21 protein-coding genes are annotated in these 15,621 nt (G+C 32.9%); all 21 read left to right on the top strand.

Translation table 11 applies throughout. The features are described 5' to 3' along the window. The first annotated feature begins 3 nt into the window (after positions 1-3). Positions 4-756 carry a GTP-sensing pleiotropic transcriptional regulator CodY gene (codY, locus tag TETH514_RS08545; RefSeq protein WP_009052418.1) on the top strand — a complete coding sequence of 251 codons (753 nt, stop codon included), beginning with the start codon at positions 4-6 and terminating at the stop codon, positions 754-756. Between the two features lie 296 nt (positions 757-1,052). After that, complete coding sequence (gene flgB / locus TETH514_RS08540) at positions 1,053-1,460, top strand: flagellar basal body rod protein FlgB (protein WP_009052417.1); 408 nt, start codon at positions 1,053-1,055, stop codon at positions 1,458-1,460. 6 nt (positions 1,461-1,466) lie between these two features. Continuing rightward, positions 1,467-1,910: a flagellar basal body rod protein FlgC gene (flgC, locus tag TETH514_RS08535; protein WP_003866699.1), complete on the top strand. Its 444-nt coding sequence runs from the start codon at positions 1,467-1,469 to the stop codon at positions 1,908-1,910. Positions 1,911-1,916: 6 nt separating this feature from the next. Then, positions 1,917-2,213, top strand: a complete 297-nt coding sequence (gene fliE / locus TETH514_RS08530) for a flagellar hook-basal body complex protein FliE (protein ID WP_009052416.1) — start codon at positions 1,917-1,919, stop codon at positions 2,211-2,213. Positions 2,214-2,240: 27 nt separating this feature from the next. Further along, the gene (gene fliF, locus TETH514_RS08525; protein WP_009052415.1) at positions 2,241-3,752 is read left to right on the top strand and encodes a flagellar basal-body MS-ring/collar protein FliF; all 1,512 of its coding nucleotides are present in this window, start codon (positions 2,241-2,243) and stop codon (positions 3,750-3,752) included. Between the two features lie 11 nt (positions 3,753-3,763). Further along, complete coding sequence (gene fliG / locus TETH514_RS08520) at positions 3,764-4,771, top strand: flagellar motor switch protein FliG (RefSeq protein ID WP_009052414.1); 1,008 nt, start codon at positions 3,764-3,766, stop codon at positions 4,769-4,771. After that, positions 4,764-5,534: a FliH/SctL family protein gene (locus tag TETH514_RS08515; RefSeq protein WP_003866703.1), complete on the top strand. Its 771-nt coding sequence runs from the start codon at positions 4,764-4,766 to the stop codon at positions 5,532-5,534. Before fliG ends, TETH514_RS08515 begins: the two co-directional genes overlap by 8 nt. Then, positions 5,527-6,840 carry a flagellar protein export ATPase FliI gene (gene fliI / locus TETH514_RS08510; RefSeq protein ID WP_012268725.1) on the top strand — a complete coding sequence of 438 codons (1,314 nt, stop codon included), beginning with the start codon at positions 5,527-5,529 and terminating at the stop codon, positions 6,838-6,840. Before TETH514_RS08515 ends, fliI begins: the two co-directional genes overlap by 8 nt. A gap of 6 nt (positions 6,841-6,846) precedes the next feature. Beyond that, complete coding sequence (fliJ, locus tag TETH514_RS08505) at positions 6,847-7,290, top strand: flagellar export protein FliJ (protein WP_009052413.1); 444 nt, start codon at positions 6,847-6,849, stop codon at positions 7,288-7,290. 10 nt (positions 7,291-7,300) lie between these two features. After that, positions 7,301-7,879, top strand: coding sequence for a MotE family protein (locus TETH514_RS08500; protein ID WP_009052412.1), 579 nt, complete (start codon positions 7,301-7,303; stop codon positions 7,877-7,879). 16 nt (positions 7,880-7,895) lie between these two features. Further along, complete coding sequence (locus TETH514_RS08495; protein WP_009052411.1) at positions 7,896-9,269, top strand: flagellar hook-length control protein FliK; 1,374 nt, start codon at positions 7,896-7,898, stop codon at positions 9,267-9,269. 14 nt (positions 9,270-9,283) lie between these two features. Continuing rightward, complete coding sequence (locus TETH514_RS08490; protein ID WP_009052410.1) at positions 9,284-9,679, top strand: flagellar hook capping FlgD N-terminal domain-containing protein; 396 nt, start codon at positions 9,284-9,286, stop codon at positions 9,677-9,679. Between the two features lie 9 nt (positions 9,680-9,688). Continuing rightward, a complete protein-coding gene (locus TETH514_RS08485; protein WP_003866709.1) occupies positions 9,689-10,057 on the top strand; it encodes a TIGR02530 family flagellar biosynthesis protein in 369 nt (122 codons plus the stop codon). A 79-nt stretch (positions 10,058-10,136) separates the two neighbouring features. Next, positions 10,137-11,390, top strand: a complete 1,254-nt coding sequence (locus TETH514_RS08480; RefSeq protein WP_009052409.1) for a flagellar hook protein FlgE — start codon at positions 10,137-10,139, stop codon at positions 11,388-11,390. 48 nt (positions 11,391-11,438) lie between these two features. Beyond that, positions 11,439-11,648, top strand: coding sequence for a flagellar FlbD family protein (locus TETH514_RS08475; protein ID WP_009052408.1), 210 nt, complete (start codon positions 11,439-11,441; stop codon positions 11,646-11,648). Then, positions 11,645-12,052 (top strand): flagellar basal body-associated protein FliL, encoded by a 408-nt coding sequence (gene fliL, locus TETH514_RS08470; protein ID WP_003866712.1) that lies wholly within the window; start codon positions 11,645-11,647, stop codon positions 12,050-12,052. Before TETH514_RS08475 ends, fliL begins: the two co-directional genes overlap by 4 nt. A 15-nt stretch (positions 12,053-12,067) precedes the next feature. Further along, positions 12,068-13,066, top strand: a complete 999-nt coding sequence (fliM, locus tag TETH514_RS08465) for a flagellar motor switch protein FliM (RefSeq protein WP_003866713.1) — start codon at positions 12,068-12,070, stop codon at positions 13,064-13,066. Then, on the top strand, positions 13,059-14,186 hold the full coding sequence (gene fliY / locus TETH514_RS08460; RefSeq protein WP_003866714.1) for a flagellar motor switch phosphatase FliY: 1,128 nt from the start codon (positions 13,059-13,061) through the stop codon (positions 14,184-14,186). Before fliM ends, fliY begins: the two co-directional genes overlap by 8 nt. A 19-nt stretch (positions 14,187-14,205) precedes the next feature. After that, positions 14,206-14,565, top strand: coding sequence for a response regulator (locus TETH514_RS08455; RefSeq protein WP_003866715.1), 360 nt, complete (start codon positions 14,206-14,208; stop codon positions 14,563-14,565). 10 nt (positions 14,566-14,575) lie between these two features. Further along, positions 14,576-14,953: a flagellar biosynthetic protein FliO gene (fliO, locus tag TETH514_RS08450; protein ID WP_003866716.1), complete on the top strand. Its 378-nt coding sequence runs from the start codon at positions 14,576-14,578 to the stop codon at positions 14,951-14,953. After that, positions 14,950-15,615, top strand: coding sequence for a flagellar type III secretion system pore protein FliP (fliP, locus tag TETH514_RS08445; protein WP_003866717.1), 666 nt, complete (start codon positions 14,950-14,952; stop codon positions 15,613-15,615). The genes fliO and fliP overlap by 4 nt, the downstream gene beginning before the upstream one ends. Positions 15,616-15,621 lie beyond the last annotated feature (6 nt).

Here is a 15,621-nt window from a genome sequence, read left to right as displayed (position 1 = left end):
AATATGAGCACACTATTAGAAAAAACTAGAAAAGTAAATCGGATTTTGCAAAAAACAGGAATTCAACCAGTTGATTTTAACGAAATGGCTAGTATCCTAAAAGATGTCATTGAGGCCAACGTATATATTTTGAGTAGAAAGGGTAAAGTATTAGGTTACAGTATATTAAAGGATTATGGAAATGACATTTTTGCTCAAAGTAAAATAATACCTGAAGAATATAATGACAAACTTTTGCGAGTGACGGAGACGCTGGCTAATGATAAAGGTAATCTTTTTAAAGAGGATAAAATTTTATCAGATTTAATTTTGACTATAGTACCTGTCAATGGCGGTGGGGACAGATTAGGAACTTTAGTCTTATCAAGAGGGGTAAAAGAATTTACTGATGATGACTTGATATTAGCGGAATACGGTGCTACAGTAGTTGGTCTTGAAATTTTAAGGTCGAAAAATGAAGAAATAGAAGATGAAGCGAGAAAAAGAGCAGTTGTTCAAATGGCACTAGGAACACTTTCTTACTCCGAATTAGAAGCTATAAAAAATATTTTTGAAGAGCTAAATGGAAAAGAAGGATTATTAGTTGCAAGTAAAATAGCAGATAAAGTAGGTATTACAAGGTCTGTAATTGTAAATGCACTTAGAAAGTTTGAAAGTGCTGGCATAATTGAGTCAAGGTCTTTAGGAATGAAAGGTACCCATATAAGGGTACTAAACGATAAATTATTAGAAGAGTTAGAGAAAATGAAAAGATAAACTTAAATCCTTATTAAAAAAGAAGAAGTCTCCGCTTTTATGCATGAGGTTGTACTTTAGCATGAAAGCAGGAGACTTAATTTTATGTAAAAGAGTCTTATAAAAATAGGACTTTTTTCTTATGGTGTAAACTATTACGGCATGATATAATATTATTCGATAAAAATTGATATTATTTTACAAAAAAGGCAGTATTAAAACAAAGTTAAATATTTATTTTTTGGCTTATTTTAGCAGGATTTTTGGTTTGTTTATCGAATTAAGTATATTGTGGTCGAATAAGAGGAGGCGAGAAAATGCTGGATTTAGGAATTGAAAATATAGATTTATTACAAAAGGGATTGTACGCAGCCACTGTAAGAAACAATGTGATTGCCAATAACATCGCTAATGTGGATACTCCTAATTTCAAAAGGTCTGAAGTCAAATTTGAGGATATTTTAAAAGATGCTATAAATGGTACAAAGTTAAGAGGTTATGTTACAAACCCTAAGCATATTCCTATTGGCCCACCTGCTATTGATTCCATACAACCAGAAATTGTTCAAGTAAATGACACTTCCATGAGGTTAGATGGAAATAATGTAGACATAGATGCCGAAATGGCAAATTTAGCTAAGAATCAGTTGTATTACTATGCCCTTGTGCAAAGGGTAAGTGGAGAGCTTAATTCTATCATGACTGCTGTAAAAGATGGGAGGTAATTTACAATGAACTTATTTAGTTCTATGGATATAAGTGCTTCGGGTTTGACGGCGGAAAGACTTAGAATGGACATAATTGCCCAAAATATAGCTAATGTAAATACTACAAGAACAGTTCAAGGAGGGCCTTATAGGAGAAAATTAGTGGTTTTAAAAGAAATACAACCTGACAGTTTCGAAAGCATTCTAGATAAAGTTAAAGGTAAATACAGTGGCAAAGGAGTAGAAGTTGTACAAATAGCTGAGGATGACCAAACTCCTCTTAGAGAAGTTTATGACCCTGGACATCCTGATGCTGACCAAAATGGATATGTAGAGTACCCAAATGTAAACATTGTTTCTGAAATGGTAGATATGATTTCTGCTACTCGTGCTTATGAAGCCAATGTAACAGCCTTTAATGCTTCAAAAGCTATGTTTCAAAAGTCTTTAGAAATCGGTAGGGGGTAGACATAAATGGTTAATCAAATAACACCGGTTAATCCAGTAACTTTGGATAGCACTTTAGAAGCAACACAGAATAGCAGTAAAATAGATACTTTTAGCGACTTTTTAAAAGAAGCCTTTAACAAGGTAAATGATTTACAGTTAACGGCAATGAAAAATGACCAAAAACTTGTAACTGGTGAAATTGACGATATAAATCAAGTGATGATAGATGCTGCGAAGGCTGACATTGCACTGCAGCTTACAATTCAAATAAAAAATAAAGTGCTGGAGGCCTATCAGGAAATAATGAGAATGCCATTGTAATGTCTTTAATTGAAATGAGGTGAATTAATGCCAGACTTCATTGCCAATTTTAGAGAACAACTGACAAACTTTTGGAATAAGTTTGATAAGAAACAAAAGATACAGTTAGGAATTATTGCTATTTTACTTTTTATAGGCATTTCTTTATTAGTTTACATAGTTAATAGGCCTAATTATGTAGTTTTATATTCAGATCTAAGTATAAAAGATGCAGGAGCGGTAGTTGAAAAATTAAAAACCGAATTCAAGATTCCATATAAAATATCGAACGATGGGACGACAATTTTAGTTCCTGCACAATACAAAGATGAGGTGAGGATGAAACTTGCGACAGAAGGAATCCCACAAGGGGGATTTAGCTTTCAAGACGCTATGAATAACTCCCTTGCTACAACAGACCAAGAGAGAAGACAAAAGTATTTGTATTTTCTACAAAATGAAATACAAAATTCTCTAAAAACTATAGATGGAGTGCAAGATGCTATTGTCAATATCGTAGTACCTGATCAAAATGCCTTTGTACTTTCAAATACTACTAATCAAGCTACAGCGGCTGTGATGCTAACTTTAAAGCCAGGTGTGACTTTATCCTCTTCGCAAGTCAAGGGAATCATAGATTTTGTATCTAAGAGCGTAGAAGGTTTAAAACCTGAAAATGTTACTGTAATTGATAATAATGGTAAAATTCTTACTGCAGAAAGTGATACTACTGCTGAAAATGCTAATACTCAGTTTACTCTTCAAAAAAAAGTTCAAGAAGACTTACAAAACAGCCTTCAAACATTGTTAGAACAAGTGTTTGGACCAGGTAATGTAGTTGTAAGAGCAAATGTTACTTTAAATTTTGATAAAAAGACGCAGGATACTATAGAGTATTTGCCTGTTCAAGGGAATGACAATAAAGGAATTGTAAGGAGTATACAAGAGCTTAAAGAAAAAGCCACAGGTACACAAGGTGGAAGCTCACCAGGTACTGCGTCAAATAATCCTCCTGTAGCTTCAACGACTGGTAATGGTACTTCTGATTACAGTAGAACAGAAACTACTATAAATTATGAAATAAATCAAATTAAGACAAGTCTTGTTCAAGCACAAGGCAAGATTGAAAATATTTCAATAGCCGTCGTTGTAAATCAAAATTTAAATAATTCAATGAAACAACAAATTGCTGACTTGGTTACAAAAGCTGCAGGAGGGGATTCTCTTGTACAAGTATCGGTTCAAGGAATGCAGTTTAACCAAGACCTGTTAAAAACAATGCAGCAGCAGGCAAAAGCTTCAAAAGGAGTACCAGTATATGTGTGGGCTATATTAGCGGCTTTAGTGTTAGGAGGCGGACTGTTCCTTATTATGATGAGAAGGAAGAAAAAAGAAACCTCTTTAACTACAGCTGAACAGGAGGTCTTAGCTACTGTAGAGCCTACTTATGTGATAGATTTCTCTGATAAGGACGAAAAGAAAAAACAGATAGAAAAACTTATAAAAGAAAAGCCGGATATTGTTGTTCAGATTATTAGGACATGGCTTAATGAAGAGTAGGTGGTGTTGTTATGGCGAGAGGTGCACTCACAGGCAGGCAAAAAAGTGCAATGCTTCTCATTGCGTTAGGGCCCGAGCTTTCAGCTCAAATATATAAACATTTAAGGGAAGATGAAATTGAACAATTAACTTTAGAAATAGCCAGTATAAGAAATCTTACTCCTGAAGAAAAACAAAAAGTTATAGATGAATTTTATAACATGTGCGTAGCGCAAGAGTACATAATAGAAGGTGGAATAGAATATGCAAAAGCAGTTTTAGAAAAAGCTTTAGGTGCTCAAGAAGCTTTTGAAGTTATCAATAAATTGACTTCTTCTTTAAAAGTAAGGCCTTTTGACTTTATAAGAAGAGCGGATCCCTCTCAAGTTTTAAATTTTATACAAAACGAACATCCTCAGACTATTGCAATGATTTTGTCTTATTTAAAGCCTCAACAAGCAGGAGCAATTTTATCATCACTGCCTGAAAACTTACAGGCAGAAGTAGCTATGCGAATAGCAACAATGGAGAGCACTTCTCCTGAAGTAGTAAAAGAAGTTGAGAGAATTTTAGAGAGAAAATTGTCTTCCTTAGTCACACAAGATTATACTTCTTCAGGTGGTATTCAGACAATTGTAGATATACTAAATTCTGTAGATAGAAGTACAGAGAAAAATATCTTGGATACTCTTGAGTCTATAAACATTGAGTTAGTAGAAGAAATAAAGAAGAGGATGTTTATATTTGAAGATATTGTCACATTGGATTCTAGGTCTATACAGAGAGTATTGAGAGAAGTAGACAATCACGATATTGCTCTTGCACTTAAAGGTTCTAGTGAAGAAGTGCAAAGGGTTATTTATAGTAATATGTCTAAGAGACTTGCTGATATGATAAAAGAAGACATACAGTATATGGGACCTGTAAGATTAAAAGATGTAGAAGAAGCACAACAAAGAATTGTAAATATCATAAGAAAATTAGAAGATGCTGGGGAAATTGTAATATCACGAGGAGGAGGGGACGAAATTATTGTATAGGATATATAAACAAGGAGAAATAAACTTTTCCTCTCCCGTGATTTTAAGAATTGTGGAAAATGGCAATTACAAAGAAAAAGTGGAGAAAGTAATTGAATTGAGTGAACAAAGAGAGGATATAAAAAAAGAAAGTGCGGATTTAGCAAAGCAAATAATAGAAAGGGCGAGACAAGTCCAGCAAGAGATACTTAGGAAGACTAAGGAAGATGTAGAAAAAATCTTAATAGAAGCAGAGAAAAAAGCTAAGAAGATTGAAGAAGAGTATAAAGAAAAGGGCTATCAAGATGGATATACTGCAGGATATCAAGAAGGATACAAAAAAGGAGAAGAAGATGCTAAAGCTATAATAGAAGAAGCAAAGACTATTAAAGAAGAGATTATTAAAGAAAAACAACGAATGTATAAAGAAGCAGAAAGTGATATTGTAAATGTAATTTTGCTGGCGGTAGAAAAAATTGTAGGTAAATATGTGGAAGAGGATAAAGACATAATATTGAACCTTATCAAAAAAGGAATGGAAAACTACAATGCTTTTGACAAAGTAACGGTAAGGGTTAGTGAAGAGGATTATGAACACTGTATTAAAAACAAAGACAAAATTCTTAAAGACATAGAGTTTTTAGATGATGTAAATATCTTAAAAGATTTATCATTAAAAAAAGGAGATTGTGTAATTGAAACAAATTCTGGAGTGATAAACTCTGGCGTTAGTACACAACTTAAAGCTTTAAAAAACTTATTTGCGGGTGTGCTAAATGAGTAATATTGTTTTGAATAAATATAAAAAGGCTCTTCAAGAAAAAAGGCTAATTCAATATTATGGGAAAGTTTCTCAAGTAATAGGATTAACAATCGAAAGTACAGGGCCTCTTTCCAACATAGGAGAAATATGTAATATCAAGACTATTAACGGAAATACAATTTTGGCAGAAGTTGTAGGTTTTAAAGAAGAAAAAGTGTATCTCATGCCCTTAGGAAATATGGAGGGAATAGGAGCTGGCAGCAAAGTTATAGCTACAGGTCAAACCCTTAGAGTTAACGTAGGAAATGAACTCCTCGGAAGGGTATTAGACGGTTTAGGCAATCCTATAGATGGCAAAGGACCGATAAAATTTGAAAAATCTATTCCTATTAATAATGTGCCACCTGACCCTTTGGAAAGGAAGCGAATTAGAGAAGTTATGTCTCTTGGTATAAAAGCGATAGATGGACTACTTACCTGCGGCAAAGGGCAGAGAATTGGTATTTTTGCAGGAAGTGGTGTAGGAAAAAGCACGCTGTTAGGCATGATGGCAAGAAACGCGAAAGCTGATTTAAATGTAATAGCTCTCATAGGAGAAAGGGGAAGAGAAGTAAATGAATTTTTAGAAAAAGATTTGGGGGAAGAAGGCTTAAAAAAATCTGTAGTTGTAGTAGCTACTTCTGATACCCCAGCTCTTATAAGAGTAAAAGGCGCTATGACTGCAACTGCTATAGCTGAATATTTTAGAGACCAAGGGTTAGATGTTCTTTTGATGATGGATTCAGTCACTCGTTTTGCCATGGCTCAAAGAGAAGTAGGGCTTTCTATAGGGGAAGCTCCTGTTTCACGAGGTTATACTCCTTCTGTCTTTTCAGTTTTACCTAAGCTTTTAGAACGATCTGGATGTTCTAAAAAAGGCTCTATTACAGCTCTTTACACTGTGCTAGTAGATGGGGATGATTTGAATGAGCCAATTGCTGACGCAGTAAGGGGTATACTCGATGGGCACATAGTTTTGTCAAGGAAACTGGCTAATAAAAACCATTATCCTGCTATTGATGTATTAGCAAGTGTTAGCAGGGTGATAAATGACATAATTACAGAAGAACATAAAGAACTAATAGCGAGGTTTAAAGATATTTTGGCGACTTACACAGAAGCGGAGGATTTAATAAATATAGGAGCATATAATTTTGGCAGTAATCCTAAAATTGATGAGGCCATTGAGCTAAACGACAAAATGAACAATTTTCTTAGGCAGAGAATAGACGAGTCTTATGACTTTGAAACTACAAAACAACTGCTATATGAATCTATTAAAAGGTGATAAAATATGAAAAAATTCGAATTTAATTTGCAGCCAGTATTAAATTTAAAAGAACAGTCAGAAAAGATTGAAAAAGAGAAATTAGCAAAGGTCATGGCAGAGATAAATATTCAAAAAGAAGAATTACATAAATTAACTAAACATTTAAATGAAATCTTAGAAAAAACAAAAGTGGAGATGAAAGAAGGAACTACTATACATAAAATTCTTGAATCAGATGTGTATGTAAAAAAAATTCAACAGATGATTGAAGACAAAAAACTTTTAATAAAAAAGCTAGAAAAAGATGCTGATTTGATAAGAGAAAATCTTTTAAAAGTTTCAAAAGAGAAAAAGGCATTAGAGAATCTCAAGGAAAAGAGGTTTTCTGAGTACCAATACTTAATGGCTATAGAACAAAATAAATTTGTAGATGAACAAATAAGTTTTAGAGTTGCTAAATCCTATTAGGAGGATATATATGCAAAATCAAGATATACAAACAAAAAGAAACTCCAAAATTTGGCTGATAATTTTAATAATTTTTTTGATACTCGTAGGTGGAATAGTCTCAGCTGTTTACTTTAATCTATTCGGAAGTCAAACTTTTTTGAAAAAGCAATTAGCTAATGTTCCGGTTTTAGGTAGTTTAATTTCTCCAGTGCCAGTAGAAGACAAAAATACACAGATAAATAAATTAACTGACGAATTAAAAGCAAAAGATGAAAAGATTGCTGAGTACGAAACTCAATTGAAAGAAAAAGAAGACCAAATCAATAGTTTAAAAGCCGAATTGGAAAAAGTTCAAAAGGAGAGCGATTCACTCAAGCAACAGTTAGAAAATAAGCAGACTAACTTGAAAGACATAGCTAGTTATTATCAAAATATGGATCCGCAAAATGCAGCGCAAATACTCAATAACATGTCAGATGAAGATATAATAAAAATATTGAGGTACATGGATAAAGATAGTGCTTCAAAGATATTAGAATCATTAAAAGCTGAAAAGGCAGCAAAAATAACAAATATTTTATTGAAAAATGCTACTATGATTCCTTAGAAAGGAGGTGAAAAGAGTGATAGGAGTGGTGCCGGATACTGATTTATTACCATTTAAGATACAGCAGCCAAGGGCTGATAAAACCAAACCAGTTGTAGATTACAAAAAATTCCCTTCCCCAAAAGATAATAAGGCAAATAAATTTTCAGAAATGTTACAGCAACAGATGGCAATTAATGAAAATAAAGAAAATTCAACGGACAAAGTGGTATCTGATGGCAATGTTGAGTTAAATAGTCTTTTTTCAACTACACAATCACTGAAAAAAGAAAAAAATTTAAAATCTTTCCAAACAGAGGATTTATCGTTAGCAGATGTTTTCAATTGGTTGCAGCAGTTAATAAATGGATTAAACGTGGCAATTCAAAAGGATGATGGCAAGGAGTTAAGTGAAAAACAAAATTTTTATGTGGAATTGCAAAAAGAAGTACAAAAACTGATACAAGATTTTTTAAATAATGGGGTTTTGAATGTTGATAAACTATCGCAAAAAATAAGCCAGTTGTTAGAAGAAAAACTTGGTGTTAAGTTACAACCAGATGCAATAGCTACGGCAATTAAAAGTGACAACTTTAAGGAAGTTTTAAAAGTCTATAGCGATAAAAATGTAGATATAAACAACACGAACATTCAGACAACAGACTCAATTGTATTTTCACAACAAGCCATTAAAAAAGATGGGACAGATAATTTAACTCTATTAAATGAAAATTTATCTTTGATAGACAATCAGCGTATCCTTGAGGAAAATAAAGAAATCATACCAAAAACAAAGGATTCACAACCTGACTCAAATAGCAAGATTTTGACAATTAAAAATGAAAAAAATCTTGGAGAAAATCAGCAATTACAACAAAATGATTTTGCGTTTTTAAAAAATGATGGGAAGACTTTTGAAAACCAACTGATTAACCATCAAAGTTCGAAATTAAAAGAGGCTCCAGAATCACAAATTTTTGACCAAATAGTAAAGAGCATAAATTTTTTAAAAAACGACATGTTCTCTACTATAAGTATACAATTAAAACCAGAATTTTTAGGAAAACTCCAGATAAATCTTAAATCTGTAGATGGAAATATCATCGCTACTATAATAACTGATAGCGAGAAAGTGAAGCATCAAATTGAATCTAATATAGGGATTTTAAGTGCTCAATTAGATTTAAAAGGAATTAAAATAGACAGTTTTAATGTGACAGTGGATAAAAATATGCAGTTTACTTCTCAATACAATGGACAACAGCAAAGTTACAATGACAACTCACAAGAACAGAATTTGCACAGAGTATATAGTGGGTATTTACACTATGATTTGGCGGAAGCAGAAGAAACAGAAACTTTACAACAAATTTACAATATCTCACAAGACCATATAGATGTGAGGGCGTAGAAAGGAGGGATATTATGGATATAAATACTAATTACAATGTTACAAGTATTTACAACAACAGAGTATCAACTCTAAATTCTCAATTAGGAAAAGATGATTTTTTAAAACTTTTGGTTACTCAATTAAAAAATCAAGATCCTTTAAATCCTATGGATGATAGGGAATTTATTGCACAGTTAGCACAGTTTTCTACATTGGAGCAAATGCAAAACATGAATAGCAGTATTAATGCAATAAGAGCTATAAATTTGATAGGCAAAAATATATATGCTACTATTACTGACAATAATGGGAATTCTCGAACTGTGATAGGAAAAGTAGATGTTGTTTATAAGCAAAATGGAGAATACTTTTTAGAAGTGAACGGTATAGATATACCATTGGATGCTGTTACAGCTGTTTTAGAATGAGGTGATAAAATGTCTGAAATTGTAAGAATTCCACAAAACATAAATGTTAATTACTTAGCCCAGAGGGCATCAACTAATACCACGGCTTCTACATCTTTCAAAGAAGTTTTAAATGTGAAAATTGATGACCTGAAATTTTCAAAGCATTCACTTATGAGGATGGAAATGAGAAATGTTAAAATTACTCAAAGTGAATATCAAAAACTATTAGAAGCAGTGAATAAAGCTAGTGAAAAGGGAATAAAAGATTCTCTCATCATTATGAGCAACAAAGCTTTTGTGGTAAATTTAAAGTCTAAAACCGTCATAACGGCGATGGATGGGGAAATGTTGAAAAACAGTGTTTTTACAAATATAGACGGTGCTGTGATAATCTAAGCCGGACCTTAACAGGGGGCTTATCGCTTTTGAAAGACTGAGAAAGCGAGCAGCACCGAAAATAAAGGGAGGAGAAAATATGTTAAGGTCAATGTATTCTGCAGTTTCAGGGTTGAAAGCTCATCAAGCAAGAATGGATGTAATAGGAAATAATATAGCGAATGTCAATACTGTCGGATACAAAGCCAGCAGGATGACTTTTAAAGAGATATTTAGCCAGACGATAAAAGGCGCTTCTGCACCGCAAGGAAATGGTGGCGGAACCAATCCCCAACAGATTGGTCTTGGAGTAGCTATAGCTTCAATTGATACATTGTTCACAAGAGGCGGTGCACAAAGGACAGATAATCCTACAGACCTTTCAATTGATGGGAATGGATTTTTCATAGTCTCCAAGGGAGGAGCAAATTTGTACACAAGGGCAGGAAACTTTAGTTTTGACTCTCAAGGTGATTTAGTAACACCTGATGGATATAAAGTTTTAGGTTGGATGTCAACTGATGGTAAAACAGTAAACACTGATACAGGAAATTTAGTTCCAATAAGCCTTAAAAATTGGTCAAGTATAGACCCGGCAGCGACTACACAATTGGAAATAGGAGGAAACATAAATGCTTCCACAGAAATTAATGGCGCTATAAGTTATAACATATTAGTGTATGATTCACAAGGAGGAAGCCACATAGCTACAATTACTTTTACAAAAAATGATGCTACTACTTGGAACTGGAGTGTGTCTTCTTCTGATCCTGCTATTTCTTCTGTAGATGGTTCGGGTACACTTACTTTTGGTGCTGATGGAAGGATTTTACCAGATGCAAATGGTGTAAGAATAGCAAATGGCACACTCAACTTTAATATGAATACTGCCGTGACAAGTGCGACTATTGGTCCTGTTTCACTTGACCTTTCACGTCTTACAATGTTTTCGAGTGAAACAGATTTAAGGGAACTTAGCAAAGATGGAAATGAGGCGGGTTCTTTAGAGAGTATCAATATAGATAAATATGGCGTGGTGTCTGGCATATATTCTAATGGACGTAGGCAGGTAATTGGTCAAATTGCTATTGCGGATTTTCAGAATCCCATGGGCTTAGAAAAAGTAGGGAATACTATGTTTATTAACACAGTAAACTCAGGAGAACCAATGATAGGAGCAGCTGGTACAGATACAAGGGGTTCTATAAATCCTGGAACTTTAGAGATGTCTAATGTAGATTTAGCCAACGAATTTACCGATATGATCGTAACTCAAAGAGGTTTTCAAGCTAATGCGAGAGTTATAACTGCCTCTGATGAAATATTGCAAGACCTTGTTAATATAAAGAGATAATTATAGTCTGCTGGGCACAAAGCCCAGCAGATGTAATGGAGGAAAATTATGATTTATGTTACGCGTCTTAATAATGAAGAATTTATTATCAACGCTGAGTTAATTGAATTCATAGAGAAAACTCCCGATACTGTCATAAGCCTTACTACTGGTAAAAAAATAGTTGTAAAAGAAACACCGGAGGAGATTATACAAAGAGTTATCGAATACAAACAAAGAATTTTCACAATAGAAAAGGATAAAGAGGTGTTAGAATGAAGAGTAAAACAATTTTGATTGTTATTCTTATTATGATTTTATCGTTTAGTATTGCTTTCGTATATTTTAATAATTTTGCATCTAGTAACAAACCTAAAGAAATCACATATTATAATTATTCTCCTGGCGGAGAATTTATAACTAATTTAAAGGGAGACAGAAAATTTGTCAAGGCAACAATAAAGTTGCAAGTTGCAGATAAAAATACTTTAAAAATCTTAGAAGAGCGGACCCCCCAGATTAGAGATTTGATAATTCAAATTTTAAGAGGAAAAACAGATCAAGATGTGGAAGGGCCTGAAGGACAAGAGAAGTTAAAAAACGATATAAAAAATCAGATAAATAAAATAATAGGTGAAAGGAAAATTGTAAATGTATATTTTGAGGAATTTATTGTTCAATAGGGAGGAGGGGGTTTTTTGGCTGAAATATTATCACAGAGCGAGATAGATGAACTATTAAAAGCTTTTAGTTCTGGTGGGTTAGATGTCCAAGAAATTGAAGAAGTAGAAGAAACTAAAAGTAAAAAGATAAGAAATTACGATTTTAGAAGGCCTAATAAATTTTCAAAAGAACAACTGCGAACTCTTCAAATGATTTTTGAAAATTTGTCAAGGTCTCTAACTTCCTTTTTGTCAGGATATTTGAGAACAATAGTGAATGTTACAGTGGTCTCTGTTGACCAGCTGACTTATTATGAGTTTAGTAATTCTTTAAATAATCCGGTTTTCATTGCTATTATTGATGCAGCCCCTTTAGAAGGCCTTTTTCTCTTGGAATTCAATAATAATACTACTTATGCAATACTTGATAGAATTTTGGGAGGAATGGGAAAAGGCGAGCTTTTGGATAGGGATTACACTGAGATCGAGATTAGCCTTTTGACTAAGATAGTAAAACAAATGCTTTCACTTTTTAAAGAACCATGGAGTAATATATTAGATATTAATCCCTCTTTAATAAGAGTGGAAACTAATTCGCAGTTTGCTCAAATAATATCTCCTAATGAGACAGTAGCTTTATGTACTTTATCTATAAAAATTAATGAAACAGAAGGAATAATGAATTTTTGCATGCCTCATTTGACATTAGAACCTATTGTACCCAAATTAACGACAAAATTTTGGTTTTCTAGCATGAAAAAAGAAGAGAAAGTAAATCCTGAGCTTATAAAGAGTAAAATAAGCAAAACTTATATACCTCTTACTGCTCAACTTGGTTCTACAACTATTACTGTAAAAGAATTTTTGGATTTTGAGATAGGAGATATAATCATGTTAGATAAACATTTCAAAGAACCTGTAGACATAATAATCGATAAAAAAGTCAAATTTAGAGGTATACCTGGAATCAAAAATAACAAATACAGTGTAAGAATAACAGAAGTTATTTACAAAGGAGATGAAGAAAGTGAATGACTTTTTATCACAAGAAGAAATAAATGCATTATTAAAAGGCTTAACCGAAGAATCTAAAGAAAATCAGTCCCAAAGTGGAAAAGAGTTAACAGAAGAAGAACAGGATATACTAGGGGAAATTGGAAATATAAGTTTTGGCACTTCAGCCACTACTTTATATACTTTATTGAGAAATAAAGTTACTATTACTACTCCAAAAGTTTCAGTACTATCTTGGGAAGAGTTAAAAAAGGAATTTAATATTCCTTACGTTGGGGTTGAAGTAGAGTATACGGAAGGACTAAAAGGTCATAACCTTCTTATTTTAAAAAAAGAAGATGTACTTAAAATGACAGATTTGATGATGGGGGGAGAAGGAAAAATAGAAGAAGGAGAAATTACTGAATTGCATTTAAGTGCAATAGGGGAAGCTATGAACCAAATGATAGGTTCTGCTGCTACTTCCCTTTCTACCCTTCTCAATAAAACTATAAACATTTCACCCCCTAAAGCTTTTATTGTCGATTTTACTGCCTCTATGCCAACAGATATTTCATTTCCGGAAGGCGATGTAGTAAAAATCGCCTTTAAAATGGAGGTAGGAGAAATAATTGATAGTGAAATTATGCAGCTTTTACCTTTTGACTTTGCTAAAGAACTAGTGCACAGTGTTTTGTCGAAAAATGAAGAAAAATCGCCACAGGCGACTTCCCAAGAAGAGAGTTCCAGTGCTATAATAGAAAGTGATGAAAAAAATGTCGAGACAGGTAGCAATATATCAACGAGGGATAAAGTTACCAAAAAGAAACAGAAAGTCAATGTAAGTCCTGTAGTTTTTCAAAGTTTTGATGAAGAACCTACATCTAAAAGCAAAGAAGATAAAGAAAATTTAGAGTTAATATTGGATGTTCCTCTTACGATTACTGTCGAATTAGGCAAGACTAAAAAACTTATAAAAGATATTCTAGAATTAAGTGAAGGTTCTATTATAGAATTAGATAAATTGGCGGGTGAACCAGTGGATATCTTAGCAAATGGAAAGTATATAGCTAAAGGAGAAGTAGTGGTAATTGATGAAAATTTTGGGGTTAGAATTACAGATATTGTTCACCAAAGCAAAAGAATTAGCAATATAGAATAAAGATAAGGAGGAATCATTTGTGAGCAAAATAATGATAGTTGATGATGCTGCTTTTATGAGGATGATGATTAAAGATATTATATCAAAAAACAATTTGGGGAGTGTAGTAGAAGCTGAAAATGGTGCTGTAGCAGTAGAAAAATATTTTCAAGAAAACCCAGATCTGGTCATTATGGATATTACTATGCCGGAAATGGATGGAATACAAGCAGTAAAAGCAATTCGTGCAAAGGATCCTAATGCAAAAATAATAATGTGCTCTGCTATGGGGCAACAAGCTATGGTTATCGAGGCAATTCAAGCAGGAGCAAAAGATTTTATCGTAAAGCCTTTCCAACCTGATAGAGTAGTGGAAGCTATCAAAAAATTGTTGAAGTGAGGCGCTTAAAGTGTCTAATGGCGCAGAGTATGTTTTTCAATTGATATGGTATTTAATTGCCTTTCTTTTAGTAATTGGAGTGGCTTTCTACATAACTCGATTTATAGGACAAAGCACTTTAAGATATACTCGATCTACTAATTTACAGGTGATAGATTACATCATTTTGGGTAGAGATAAAGGTTTATATATAGTGAAGGTCGGAGACAAATTTTTTCTAATAGGTGTGAGTAATAACAATATAACTTATCTTACAGAAATAAATAAAGAAGATATGAAAGTTCCAACTAATGATAAAGATTTTGTGACAAATTTGAATATTTCAATAGAACGATTAAAACGGCTAAAAAACAGATATTTGTCTAAAAAAGATGGTGAGCAAAAATGAATTTAGGAGATTTGGTTTCATCAGTGACAGCTCCTTCAAATATGGCAACAAGTTTACAAATAGTTCTTCTATTAACAGTTTTGACATTAGCTCCATCTATTTTAATAATGATGACTTCTTTTACTCGGATAGTGATTGTATTATCTTTTTTAAGAAATGCATTGGGGCTACAGCAAATGCCTCCTAATCAAGTACTAATTGGTTTGGCTTTGTTTCTCACTTTATTCATAATGGCACCAATTGGGCAAGATATCAACAATAATGCTATTAAACCTTATACAGAAGGAAAAATAACTCAAGAGGAAGCGTATCAAAATACTATCAAACCATTGAAAAATTTCATGTTGAAGCAAACAAGGCAAAATGATTTAAATCTTTTTGTGAGTTTGGCTAAAATCAATATAAACAATGTAGAAGAATTACCTATGAGGGTAGTCATTCCTGCTTTTATCATCAGTGAATTAAAAACTGCTTTTCAAATTGGCTTTATACTTTACATTCCCTTTTTAATAATTGACATAGTTGTAGCGAGTGTTTTAATGTCAATGGGTATGTTTATGTTGCCACCTGTTTTGATATCTCTTCCTTTTAAAGTGTTACTTTTTATTTTGGTGGATGGATGGAATCTGGTTGTAAAATCTTTGATTTTAGGTTTTAGATAGGAGGCA

The sequence above is a fragment of the Thermoanaerobacter sp. X514 genome, from assembly GCF_000019065.1.
GTDB classification, from domain to species: Bacteria; Bacillota; Thermoanaerobacteria; order Thermoanaerobacterales; family Thermoanaerobacteraceae; genus Thermoanaerobacter; species Thermoanaerobacter pseudethanolicus.
The sequence above is the reverse complement of the archived record's forward strand: the minus strand, read 5'-3'. Positions and strand labels throughout refer to the sequence as shown.

What these genes read in the sequence shown, in the direction of transcription:
- TETH514_RS08485 (WP_003866709.1), top strand. Translation starts at nt 9,689, where the DNA reads ATGTCTGAAATTGTAAGAATTCCACAAAACATAAATGTTAATTACTTA.
- flgC (WP_003866699.1), top strand. Translation starts at nt 1,467, where the DNA reads ATGAACTTATTTAGTTCTATGGATATAAGTGCTTCGGGTTTGACGGCG.
- fliF (WP_009052415.1), top strand. Translation starts at nt 2,241, where the DNA reads ATGCCAGACTTCATTGCCAATTTTAGAGAACAACTGACAAACTTTTGG.
- fliE (WP_009052416.1), top strand. Translation starts at nt 1,917, where the DNA reads ATGGTTAATCAAATAACACCGGTTAATCCAGTAACTTTGGATAGCACT.
- flgB (WP_009052417.1), top strand. Translation starts at nt 1,053, where the DNA reads ATGCTGGATTTAGGAATTGAAAATATAGATTTATTACAAAAGGGATTG.
- TETH514_RS08480 (WP_009052409.1), top strand. Translation starts at nt 10,137, where the DNA reads ATGTTAAGGTCAATGTATTCTGCAGTTTCAGGGTTGAAAGCTCATCAA.
- fliI (WP_012268725.1), top strand. Translation starts at nt 5,527, where the DNA reads ATGAGTAATATTGTTTTGAATAAATATAAAAAGGCTCTTCAAGAAAAA.
- fliP (WP_003866717.1), top strand. Translation starts at nt 14,950, where the DNA reads ATGAATTTAGGAGATTTGGTTTCATCAGTGACAGCTCCTTCAAATATG.
- fliL (WP_003866712.1), top strand. Translation starts at nt 11,645, where the DNA reads ATGAAGAGTAAAACAATTTTGATTGTTATTCTTATTATGATTTTATCG.
- codY (WP_009052418.1), top strand. Translation starts at nt 4, where the DNA reads ATGAGCACACTATTAGAAAAAACTAGAAAAGTAAATCGGATTTTGCAA.
- fliJ (WP_009052413.1), top strand. Translation starts at nt 6,847, where the DNA reads ATGAAAAAATTCGAATTTAATTTGCAGCCAGTATTAAATTTAAAAGAA.
- fliG (WP_009052414.1), top strand. Translation starts at nt 3,764, where the DNA reads ATGGCGAGAGGTGCACTCACAGGCAGGCAAAAAAGTGCAATGCTTCTC.
- TETH514_RS08500 (WP_009052412.1), top strand. Translation starts at nt 7,301, where the DNA reads ATGCAAAATCAAGATATACAAACAAAAAGAAACTCCAAAATTTGGCTG.
- TETH514_RS08490 (WP_009052410.1), top strand. Translation starts at nt 9,284, where the DNA reads ATGGATATAAATACTAATTACAATGTTACAAGTATTTACAACAACAGA.
- TETH514_RS08475 (WP_009052408.1), top strand. Translation starts at nt 11,439, where the DNA reads ATGATTTATGTTACGCGTCTTAATAATGAAGAATTTATTATCAACGCT.